Source organism: Chroogloeocystis siderophila 5.2 s.c.1, from assembly GCF_001904655.1.
In the GTDB taxonomy this organism is placed as follows: domain Bacteria; phylum Cyanobacteriota; class Cyanobacteriia; order Cyanobacteriales; family Chroococcidiopsidaceae; genus Chroogloeocystis; species Chroogloeocystis siderophila.
Window position 1 is genome coordinate 34,802 of record NZ_MRCC01000009.1, and the last position, 11,029, is coordinate 45,830.

11 protein-coding genes, 1 tRNA gene and 1 riboswitch are annotated in these 11,029 nt (G+C 43.9%); of the genes, 6 read left to right on the plus strand and 6 right to left on the minus strand.

Annotated features, from left to right (window positions below):
* The first annotated feature begins 24 nt into the window (after positions 1-24).
* The 3 genes from NIES1031_RS12160 to NIES1031_RS12170 are packed head-to-tail and all read left to right on the plus strand — an operon-like array spanning position 25 to position 1,609.
* Complete coding sequence (locus tag NIES1031_RS12160) at positions 25-249, plus strand: hypothetical protein (RefSeq protein ID WP_143167765.1); 225 nt, start codon at positions 25-27, stop codon at positions 247-249.
* 23 nt (positions 250-272) lie between these two features.
* Complete coding sequence (locus NIES1031_RS12165) at positions 273-857, plus strand: sigma-70 family RNA polymerase sigma factor (RefSeq protein ID WP_073549649.1); 585 nt, start codon at positions 273-275, stop codon at positions 855-857.
* An 8-nt stretch (positions 858-865) separates the two neighbouring features.
* Entirely contained in the window at positions 866-1,609 is a 744-nt protein-coding gene (locus tag NIES1031_RS12170; RefSeq protein ID WP_073549650.1) for an anti-sigma factor, read from the plus strand.
* Between the two features lie 39 nt (positions 1,610-1,648).
* On the opposite strand, the gene NIES1031_RS12175 is transcribed toward NIES1031_RS12170, so the two are convergent.
* The 3 genes from NIES1031_RS12175 to NIES1031_RS12185 all read right to left on the minus strand — a co-directional run bounded on the left by NIES1031_RS12175 (position 1,649) and on the right by NIES1031_RS12185 (position 4,670).
* A complete protein-coding gene (locus NIES1031_RS12175) occupies positions 1,649-2,164 on the minus strand; it encodes a hypothetical protein (RefSeq protein ID WP_236738814.1) in 516 nt (171 codons plus the stop codon).
* 341 nt (positions 2,165-2,505) lie between these two features.
* Complete coding sequence (locus NIES1031_RS12180) at positions 2,506-3,912, minus strand: hemolysin family protein (protein WP_073549653.1); 1,407 nt, start codon at positions 3,910-3,912, stop codon at positions 2,506-2,508.
* 65 nt (positions 3,913-3,977) lie between these two features.
* A complete protein-coding gene (locus NIES1031_RS12185) occupies positions 3,978-4,670 on the minus strand; it encodes a hypothetical protein (RefSeq protein ID WP_073549654.1) in 693 nt (230 codons plus the stop codon).
* 209 nt (positions 4,671-4,879) lie between these two features.
* On the opposite strand from NIES1031_RS12185, the gene NIES1031_RS12190 reads away from it, so the two are divergent.
* Positions 4,880-4,952 (plus strand) — tRNA-Ile (locus NIES1031_RS12190).
* 13 nt (positions 4,953-4,965) lie between these two features.
* Here the strand turns inward: NIES1031_RS12190 and NIES1031_RS12195 are convergent.
* Complete coding sequence (locus NIES1031_RS12195) at positions 4,966-5,490, minus strand: hypothetical protein (protein ID WP_143167766.1); 525 nt, start codon at positions 5,488-5,490, stop codon at positions 4,966-4,968.
* A 96-nt stretch (positions 5,491-5,586) separates the two neighbouring features.
* Between NIES1031_RS12195 and pyrE the strand changes: the two genes are divergently transcribed.
* A complete protein-coding gene (gene pyrE / locus NIES1031_RS12200) occupies positions 5,587-6,204 on the plus strand; it encodes an orotate phosphoribosyltransferase (protein WP_073549657.1) in 618 nt (205 codons plus the stop codon).
* Between the two features lie 153 nt (positions 6,205-6,357).
* Here the strand turns inward: pyrE and thiC are convergent, their stop codons facing one another.
* Positions 6,358-7,731 (minus strand): phosphomethylpyrimidine synthase, encoded by a 1,374-nt coding sequence (gene thiC / locus NIES1031_RS12205; protein WP_073549659.1) that lies wholly within the window; start codon positions 7,729-7,731, stop codon positions 6,358-6,360.
* 7 nt (positions 7,732-7,738) lie between these two features.
* Positions 7,739-7,835, minus strand: a riboswitch (TPP riboswitch).
* Positions 7,836-7,939: 104 nt separating this feature from the next.
* On the opposite strand from thiC, the gene NIES1031_RS12210 reads away from it, so the two are divergent.
* Complete coding sequence (locus NIES1031_RS12210) at positions 7,940-8,185, plus strand: ribbon-helix-helix domain-containing protein (protein WP_073549660.1); 246 nt, start codon at positions 7,940-7,942, stop codon at positions 8,183-8,185.
* Here NIES1031_RS12210 and NIES1031_RS12215 read toward each other — a convergent pair.
* Positions 8,139-10,955, minus strand: coding sequence for a hybrid sensor histidine kinase/response regulator (locus tag NIES1031_RS12215; protein WP_073549662.1), 2,817 nt, complete (start codon positions 10,953-10,955; stop codon positions 8,139-8,141). The genes NIES1031_RS12210 and NIES1031_RS12215 overlap by 47 nt on opposite strands.
* Between the last annotated feature and the right edge of the window lie 74 nt (positions 10,956-11,029).

Consider the following 11,029-nt stretch of genomic DNA (forward strand, 5'->3'; position numbering starts at 1 on the left):
ATGCTTCATCAGGAGGCATTATTATTGACTGCGAAAGGCACACACAATAGTTGTCATTCCTGGGTTGAAGAATTTGTTTGTGGAGAGCATGGTAAACTTTGGATGAAGCTGAGTAAACAAGCTGATGGTTCGCTTTACACTTCACTAGCAACAACGAATGATTATCGTCCTAGAGATAAATATACTTACCGTATGAATTGTCCATTTCAATTAGATTTAGATGCGATTAATCGTACAATCACCTCATAAAGTAAATCTTCTTAGTAGGTACAATGCCTTCTGAGCAACCTGGCAACACTGACAAATTCATCCAAACAGATGTAGAGTTATACCTCGCGCTAAAAGCTGGTCAGGATGTTGCTTTAGGCATTCTTTATGATCGCCATGCTGGATTAGTTTATGGAATAGCACTCAAAATTCTTGGTAATCTGCAGGAAGCAGAAGATCTCACGCAGGATATTTTTCTCAATCTTGCTCAAGCGTCATCCTACGATCCAACACGAGGCTCACTGAGAACATTCTTAGCGATTTTGACGCGATCGCGTGCGATTGACCGAGTGCGATCGCGTAGTAAAGCCCGTGAGTTGTTTGGACAGTGGAGAGATAGCCAAGCACAGCAAACTGCTACCGATTCTCTTTTTGAACAACTTTCTCAAAGTGAGCAATCTCAGGAAGTACGAGCAGCACTCTCCCAATTATCAGACACTCAGCGGCAAATTCTCCAGATGGCTTATTATGATGGTTTTAGTCAGTCAGAAATTGCCAAGCGACTAGAAATTCCTTTGGGGACTGTGAAGGCTAGAGCGCGGCGGGGTCTTCTCAAACTGCGTCAAACTCTCACAGATTACATTGGATAGCCCCAACTATGGTTTGGTCGATGCCGTCAGAACAGTTACAGTTACTCATTGCTGGGTATGTCCTTGGCGATCTAAGCCCAGAGGAAATGACAGAATTTGAACAACTTCTGGCAAATGATGCTGCGATCGCCCAAGAAGTCGCAAAGATGCAAAAGGCATTAGAAATAACATATGCTCCACCAGAAGTAGCACCGCCAAGATATCTGCGTACATCCATTTTGGATGCAAATAAGCATCAGAGTAAACGCTTGAGCCGCGCGCGCCCACAGCGCTCATTCTCCTGGTTTCAAGCCATGGGAGTTGCCGCAGCCGTGTTGATTGTCGCTTTGGGTATGAGTAATTATCTTCTGTGGCGATCTCTACAAATACAAGCTGAAGTCCAGCAATCGGAACCTTTAACTTTTGCGCTGCAAGCCCAAGATGCAAATGTTTCTGCCTCGGCTACCCTAAAAGTCAATCCCAGTACACTAGAAGCTGAGCTAATCGCGCAAAACTTGCCTGCTTTACCGCCTGGAAAAGTTTATGCATTGTGGACAGTCTTGCAGCAAGGTGCGCCCGTTACAACTGATGACAAAAACGCTGTCTTAACAGCAGTATTTCGAGTCGATGCTAACGGCAATGCTTTAGAAAATATTGAGGTTCCTCAGATATATCGCAATAAAGACTTGGTGGCAGCAGTCGCTATAACCGTAGAAGATGCTAGCGCGCCTCAGCGACACGAAGGCACACCCGTTTTGATCGTAAAAGTGTAAAGTTAAAGACCGCCAATAATTCGACAGTTTGTATGATCTCTACTCAGATTCTGTATCGAGTTGTCGCATCGTACCATTTTGACCTTCACCAATTCGCCGCAATCCTGGTCTTCCTGTGGTATTGAGATGGTCGATTTGGCATTGAAGATTTGCGGTGAAATCACACGTATAGGTTGCTAAAAGTTCTTGTTGATAATTAAACACGCGGATGTTGTAACCGAAATCTCTCGCTACTGTACCAAAATGATTGACAAATTTGTAGCGTTGTAGGTAGTCAAGTGCATTCCAAAGGTGTTGTTTAACAATCAAGTCAATGCGTCCAGCATTAGTACCATCCGCCGGATATGCAATCCAATTGTCTAAAAGTTGACCCGCAAACTGTTCTCTTGCCCACCACAAACTAGGAACTGTGAGGTCGCTTTGAGAAATTGTATTTGCGGTAATTACATATCTATTGTTTAGCGGTGCGCCTGGATCTAACAAGCTCAATTCCAATGGCTCGGTTGAGGGTTGCGGTACTGCTTGTACTGTAGAAGATAACAATGAAGCAAGCAAAGTACTTATACTTAGAATAGTGAGGAGAAGCGATCGCATTTTAAGAATATTTTTACTAATAGCTTCTTGGCGATTTATTGTAGTCTAAAATTAAGGCAAAAGGCAGAATGTATAGCAGGAGTCAGAGGTCAGGGTTAAACCCCCCCTCAAGGACATCAATACTAGCTTCAATAATGTCCTAACTCTATTGACTATGGTTATATAAAAATTTTAGGTTCTAGAAAATAACTCTTTGTATCTTCATCTATACATCTCCAGATGCATCGCGCAAAAAAATACGGCGTCAAAAGCGATCGCTTGCTAAAGTTATTGATGATAATTTCTTCTTGCCCTTCACCTTCTTACTCTTGATACTCATTAGTATGCATCGCTTGCGGACAGTGAATGCGGATATGCTGTAAACGAGGACCTTGCGCTGAGACGACGGTGAATTCTAAGTTCTGATAGTGTAAAGTTTCCCCGATCGCGGGGATTTTTTGAAGTTGGTAGAGAACAAACCCCCCCAATGTTTGATAGTCGTCGCTTAAGGGTAAATTTAACTGTAATAATTCGTTGAGTTCTTCGAGGTTCATTTGTGCTTGAACCAAAAAAGTTTGCTCATCCAAGTTTTGGACGAGTAACTCGTTTGTTCTTGCGAGTTCACCAGCATTGCCAATGATTTGAGCAATTAAATCTTGAATGGTCAATAAGCCGACAGTACCACCAAATTCGTTGACAACGATGACCATTTGTAAATGCGATCGCTGCATTAATGGCAATAGCTCGCTTAACGGAGTATATTCGGGGACAAATCTAGCAGGCTGTATCCAAGGTTGAATTTTTGTATCAAGCGATAATTTACCTAAAACGAGTGGCTTTGCCAGTTCCTTAAAGTGAACAATCCCGCGAATATCATCTAACGATTTACCTGCGATAGGATAGCGCGAATGCCCTGTCGTTGCCATTTCTTTGAGTAAAGTTTGAAACGTCGCTTCTTCGGATAAAGCCACAATTCCCGTGCGCGGTGTCATAACTTCTTCAGCGGTGACATCGCCAAATTCAAAGATGTTATTTAATAGTTCGCGTTCTTCGGCTTCTAAGCCGGTTGATTCGCGTTCGGTGGCAATAATTAACTGTAACTCTTCTGAAGTCACTGGAGATAGCCAAGCTTGTCCCGTGTATTGAATTCCGACAACGCGTAGCAGCAAGCGTGTTGATTGATTTAAAACCCAAATAAATGGCGTAAAGAAACGCGCGATCGCTTTTACAGGAAGTGCTAGCAACCTTGCTAACCGTTCCGAGTAAAGCAATGCGACTGACTTGGGGCAAAGTTCCCCTAAAACGATTTGGAGATAAGCGACAAGGAGAAAAGCTAAGGGAATTGCGAGTGAGTGCGCCAACCGCATCCGCAGCGCATCTGAAACGGGTAACTGTGCTAGCCCCGTAGCGACAAGAACAGCCATCGTACTCTCGCCAATCCAACCGAGTGCCAAACTCGATAACGTAATTCCTAATTGAGTCGTAGACAGCAAGCGCTCGATACTATGTTGGAGTGATTGGAGCGTGATCGCGGGTGCGTCTCCAGCTTCTACCAATTGGTGGATGCGCGATCGCCGCACGGACACCATAGAAAACTCTGCTGCCACAAAAAAGGCATTAATTGCAATCAGCAACAATACCGAAAGCAGGCGCAGCCATATATCTGAGATAAACAACGGTGATACAGCCAAAAGCAGAACAAAACAGGCAACTATCGGCAAGTGAGACATCAATTTGGTTTCAAAATTCTGCCTCGTGGCATTGTTGTCCGCCTTGCCCCAATAAGATACAACACTTAAATTTTGACAGGAATTTCCGATACTTGCAGTTTGAGTTGCTGCTGAGGATAGTCGGTTAAACGTAGCGACAGGTTTTCCACATCATCAAGCGCGGTTGCGGGAATGCTTACTACGCCGGATACCGGTTTGCCATCGGGGGCTAACTTTTCGGGTAAATCTTCAGCATTTACTGTTAACGCGCGTCCGTGATTATCTGTAATATCCATAAAACTTGACAAAAAGCGCACCGTGCGATCGCCTTCGTTTTTGAGGTTCAGTTTGATTTGTAATGTTCCACCTACATATTGCGCGGATAGAACTTCTAAAACAACGTCGCGATCGCGATTGACAATCGGAAATCCTGGTTGACTTGCGTCTACGACTAACTGCGCTTTTGGTGTTGTGTTAGATGATTGCGTATCAGGTTTTGGCGACTGTGGTTTTTCTGGTTTGGCGTTTTTGCCTTTGCCTTCAATTCTGGCGCGAACGTTGGTGAGGATATCTTGCTCTTTTAACATCACCACTGCCCGTTGCTGTTGCGAGGCTCTTTGAGCAATTTTACCTTTATTCACTGGACGCGTATCCGGTTGAGTTACACTTTCGAGGGCTTCACTACCAATACTAAATCCCCATACTGCACTTACATAACCTGCGATCGCCATAAGAACTAACAAGAGCAAACTGAGCGCTACAGTAGAGTTTATTTTCATTGGTTATTTAAATATACAAGTTGCTGCTCAACATATCGTTTGCTGTGCCTATTGCATTATTTTATTGTGATTCTCACAATATCAACAATGACATCGACTATATTAAATAGGCAATAATATAGTATAAAAATGATATGTTAATATGTCAGCGGTAACAACACATTTTGTCCACACAAGTGCGTTGTCGTTGATAATATAAAAGAAAATTCCGGCAGTTGGCCGAGCGGTTGAGGCAGCGAACTCATAATTCGCCTTAGGCAGGTTCAACTCCTGCACTGCCGACTTTTTATAAAACCTACTCAAAAGGTATAATTTCGGGATTTTCCGTTTCACCTTCCAAATCGTTTTCGATTGGGATGTCTTCGGCGGGAACTTCTACCGGTGGGCTATCGCTCTCGTTTTGGTTGCTATCTTCTGTATCAGTTGGAGTAATGTTCGTTGGTGTCACCTGTGCGGGGGGTTGTGAGAATAGCGATGAGTCATAAGGATTTTGTAAATCCGGCGTACGCAGCGTTGTGTTACCGATTTGTTGTTGGAGCGTATCTTGGTACAAAGTATTGATAAGCCGCGCGTCGCGTATGTATTCATTTTCAGGATAACTGTTGCGCGTGAAAGAACCAATCCCAAACAATGAGTTGAGTTGCCGTAGTAAAGAACGATTGCGATAAAAATCAGGTGCGTTTGTAAAAAAGGCGCGGTAGAATGCCTCCGGTACTGTTTCGCTGCGTGTTGGCTCTACGGGTGCTGTTTGGGCGATCGCCGCAGTCGGGATAGCTGCAAGAAGAATTAAACTCGTCAAACATTTGTACGCGAAACGCATAGATTCAACCTCACTTTCTAACGCAGTCTTCATTTATGCTGAAACTTAAACTCTTTTTAGCTTAACTTTCGCTTAGCCACCACCGTTGACACACTGATGATTAATCAAACTGCGTCGCAGCCAGCATCTGATAATTGGGCAATAACTGCTGATCTCACTAGTCTTCGCCAACACCTTTTAGATTTATTCTGTCGGTTAGCTTATCGCGAAGGAGATTTTGTGCTTTCTTCTGGGCAGCACAGTTCATACTATATTAATGGCAAGGAAGTCACGCTACATCCTCAAGGAGCGTTAGCGATCGGGCGGATTGTTGTTTCTTTGTTACCACCTGATACTCAAGCTGTCGCTGGTTTAACCTTGGGTGCCGATCCAATTGTGACAGCTGTTAGTGTGGTTTCAGCGTATGAAAATCGCCCAATACCCGCGTTGATTGTCCGCAAAGAAGCAAAAGGACACGGTACAAGAGCGTATATTGAAGGTCCAAATTTACCAGAAAACGCGAGCGTTGTCGTGTTAGAAGATGTCGTGACAACGGGAGGATCGGCATTAAAAGCCGCAGAAAGGCTTAAAGATGCGGGTTACAGCGTCAACCATGTTATTTCGCTCGTTGATCGCCTGCAAGGAGGTGCAGAACTTTATGCATCAGCCGGATTGCAATTTCAATCAGTACTGACAATCGCAGACATTCAACAGCGCTTTCAGGAACTAGAGTAGAGGGAGTTAGGAGTGGGGGGTGAGAGGTGAGTTTTGAATTGTTCGCTTTCCAAAGGTGCCGGAGGCATTAGAAAATAACTCATAACTCAACACTTCACGACTCATAACTTCCTCTACACCTCTGCTCCCCCGCACCTCTGACCCTTGCTATAACTAGCTTTGAGTTACAGTTTCTTTTGCCAAGAACTTCTCTAATTCTGTCAGCGCATCGGCGTCAACTTTAGTTTGCATTGGACAGAACTTAGGACCACACATTGAGCAGAATTCGGCAGTTTTGTAAATATCTGCGGGTAGAGTTTCGTCGTGGTATTCTCTGGCGCGTTCTGGATCGAGCGCTAACTCAAACTGACGGTTCCAGTCGAAGTTGTAACGCGCGCGCGACAATTCGTCATCGCGATCTCTAGCACCAGGGCGATGACGCGCGATATCGGCGGCATGGGCGGCGATTTTGTAGGCGATTAAGCCATTACGGACATCTTCAGCATTAGGTAGTCCTAGATGCTCTTTAGGCGTGACATAGCACAACATTGCCGTGCCATACCAGCCTGCCATTGCTGCGCCGATTGCCGAGGTGATATGGTCATAACCAGGCGCAATGTCGGTTACTAAGGGTCCTAAAACGTAGAAGGGTGCTTCGGAACACTCTTCCATTTGCTTTTTGACGTTAAACTCGATTTGATCCATCGGTACGTGACCAGGACCTTCAACCATCACCTGCACGTCATGTTCCCATGCTTTGCGTGTGAGTTGTCCTAAGGTTTTAAGTTCGGCAAGTTGCGCCGCGTCGGATGCGTCGTGCGTGCATCCAGGACGTAACGAATCGCCTAAACTGAAAGAAACGTCGTATTTTTTGAAGATTTCGATAATGTCACGGAAGTGCGTGTAAAGCGGATTTTGCTTGTGATGATGCAGCATCCACCGCGCAAGAATACCACCGCCGCGCGAGACGATTCCGGTGATGCGATCGCGCACCAATGGCAAATGCTCGATTAAGATTCCAGCGTGAATCGTTTGATAGTCTACTCCTTGCTGTGCGTGCTTTTCAATCACGTGCAGAAAGTCATCAGGAGTCAGCTTCTCGATTGTGCCGTGAACCGATTCGAGTGCTTGGTAGACGGGTACTGTACCAATTGGTACGGGTGAGGCTTGGATGATGGCGCTGCGAATTTCATCTAAGTTCCCACCACCTGTAGATAAGTCCATCACGGTATCCGCGCCGTATTTAACTGCGAGGTTGAGTTTCGCAACTTCTTCATCTAAGTTAGAAGAGTTAGGACTTGCGCCAATATTCGCATTAACTTTGCACTTCGAGGCAATGCCGATACACATCGGCTCTAAGTTGGTGTGGTTAATATTAGCGGGGATAATCATGCGTCCCCGCGCAACTTCTTCTCGAATCAGCGTTGCTGGTAGATTTTCTCGTTGGGCGACATAGTGCATCTCTTCGGTAATTATGCCTTGACGAGCATAGTGCATCTGTGTCACATTAGCTTGCCCGCGACGCTTCGCGATCCATTCTGTACGCATTATTGAGTTCCTCTAGTAACAGCTTCCCTCCGCCGGTATGAGCCGGTCTCAGGTTCTCAGGGTTTGATCTCAGCCTGGACATCCAGACACCCCTAGCTTGGTTGATAATTGTATCACTTGAATTCGCAGCGCAGGCGATTAGGGAAATAATTCTTGAGGCGATCGCACTCAAGTGATAATAGAATAATCATCAGTTAAAAGTTGCTGTATGGATCGTTTAGTGCGTACTACATTAAGTGTGCCTACTGAGCTTTTAGAAGCAACTGATCGCGCACTTCAGCAAGGACACGCTCGCAGTCGTAACGAATTTGTTGCTATTGCCTTACGACATGAACTAGCAGCGCAGAAAAGGGTAGAAATTGACAGTGCTTTTTCTGCTATGGCTGGTGACAATGAATATCATATCTTCAATTTAAAACCAACTGTAAACTTTGGAGTAATTCTTGCTCATTAAAGGGCTTAGAAAAATAAGCTGCTGCACCTAAATTGAGCGCCAGTTGACGCTCTCTTTGTCCTTGACGCGAAGTTAACATTACAAAAGGTATTTGCTTGAGATTCGCAATTGATTTAACTTGGGCGAGTAAGCTGTAACCATCAAGGCGAGGCATATCAACATCAGAAATCACAGCTTTTACTTGCAAACCACTAAAAAGTTTTTCTAGCGCATCTTGTCCGTCGATCGCTTCTTCAACACGGTAGCCAGCTTTTTCTAGAGATAAAGTTAAAAAACGACGTACATTAATTGAGTCGTCTACGACTAAAATCGTGTTTTTATGACTTTGAACTTTTGGATTAGTTGTCTCGGTTTGTTCTAATTTTGCTGATTTCTGACAAGTAGAAATCCAATGCAGTAAAGCTGATGGATTCACTAAAGGAACAACGCGACCATCACCTAAAATTGTACAGCTAGAAAATCCAGGAGGCATGGTGATCGTGCCTTCAACTTGGCGAATTGCGACTTCTTGTTCGCCCCAGCAACGATCTACTTGCACAGCGACTAATTCATGACCTTGGATAATTTTTAAGACTGTGGGAACACTCATAATTGGTACAGTCGCTGCATGAGATTGTTTGTGTGTTGAACCACGAAATATCAGCCATTGCCCCAAGCGAATTAAAGGCATTGTATCGCCTTCCCAACTAAACATTTCGTCACCCGCGATTGTGGTAACGTGTTCAGAATTAAGTAAAAGCATTCCTTCGATCGCGTCTGTCGGAAATGCTAAAAACATACCGTTACTTTCAACAAGAACAACTTTCGCGATAGAAAGTGTTATTGGTACATTAAGATGAAAAGTTGTCCCTACACCAAGCTGCGTATCAACTTTAATATCTCCACGAATTTTGCTTAAGTTCGTGCGAACAACATCAAGTCCGACACCTCTACCAGATAAATTTGTGACTTGTTGGGCGGTACTAAAACCTGGTTCAAAAATCAGTGTTAATAGTTCTTGTTCGCTAGCTGTTGTCAGCGCCTTTGCGTCTAAACCGAGTTGCTGTGCTTTAGCACGAATTGCGTTTAGATCAATTCCTCTACCATCATCGCTAATGCTGATGATCGTTTGATTACCGCGTGTGGTAGCTTTAATTTCAATTGTGGCTTGTTCGGGTTTACCGTGCGATCGCCGCGTTTGCGGAGCTTCAATTCCGTGATCGAAGGCATTACGTAATAAATGCATTAAAGGATCGTTTAATGCTTCTAAAATATTCCGTTCAATTAAAGTTTCGCCACCTTGAATTTTTAAGTCAACTTTTTTGTTGTACTGTAATGAAAGTTCGCGTAAAAATCTCGGAAATTGATTTAATAAATCAGATAAGGGACGCATTCGCACTTGCGTCAAGCTGGTTTGCATCTGCTTTGCTGTGCGATTAAGTTCGCTGACAGTTTGTGTAGTATCTTCAATACTAAGACTAATATCATCAGCGACTTCTTGAATACGAAAAATGTTTTCCATAACCTCATCGGTTAAAGCTCGGAGGTTATGACCTTCAGTGGAAAATCTAGCGCTAGAATTAGGTTCTTGTTCTATGGTATAGCTATTAAAGCTATCAGCAGCGTCTATGTGCGAATAGTTGTTTCTTTCATAAGCTGCGGACAAGCGAGTATCAAGGTTTTTTAGCGTCCGAACTCGACCATCTAAAATTTTAACTAAATTTCTTAAACGCTCCAAATACAAATTAATTCCGTTACGCTCGATTGTGAGTTCTCCAAATAAATCATTAAGGTGTTCGAGGATATCAATCGATACGCGAACTGTTTTATCTTGCTCTTTGACAAGAGAACCTGAATCGATTTCTGAAGCTAAATGAACAGATTTTTTTTCTGATTCTTGCGGAGGTTGGAGAGTAATTGAAGCTAATGTTTGGTGGAATTCTTGAGGATTTGCCTCGGTTTCTGGATCGGAGAGTAAATCAAAAAGGGCTTCAAGTTCGGCTTGTGCGGTTTCTATATCGTTATTCTTAACGTCATCAAAAGGAATTGTTGCTGGTACAGTGTCTTGGTTAAGTAGAATTGCCGCTTGCGATCGCCGCCATTCTTGCAAAGCTAAACTTGCAATTTCTGTAACGCGATCAGGGGATGCTTCAAGATTGCGACTAATTGATTCGCACAAGCTTTGAAACGCAGAAAGTTGAAACATTTGCCCTAAGCTGGCAAAATCCTGCGCGATTGTGAAAGTTTCTTCAAGGAGTCCAGGGTGTTGCGGGTCTGCTAAGATAGCTTCTAATCGTTGCAGGCATTCTTCGACTTCGGTTTCAAAGACTAAAGTTTGCATATCTTGCGTATCTTCTGGCAAGAGCAACTCATTGCTATCAACCGCTGTTGCATTTCCTAGACGTTGCTGTAGCTGAGAAAAGACCGGATCGACGTTGTTTTGTTGCCATTGTTTGTCAAGCGTTGTTCCTTGATGATAGATAGCGATCGCTTGTCGCAAGCAACTGACACCTGCCAATAATAAACTTTCCAACTCAGCATCAATTGGCAGTTGCTGTGTTTTTAAGACTTTGAAAAAATCTTCTAAACGATGCGCGAGATCGCTTAATACAGGAAACCCCATCATCGCCGCGCCACCTTTAATCGAATGTGCAGCGCGTAGCACCGCATCCATTTGTTGACGATCTTCGCGTGCAGATGCAACCATAATTCCGGTTTCAATCGTGTTTAAATAGTCTTGAGCTTCCTCAAGAAACGATAGCCGGATTTCTAGTTCTTTATCCTTTACCATGTGATTAAGCAGGGGTCAGAGGTCAGAGTTTTATTAAGGTAGGAAAACATGGGTAAACTGTGTACGAGAAACTT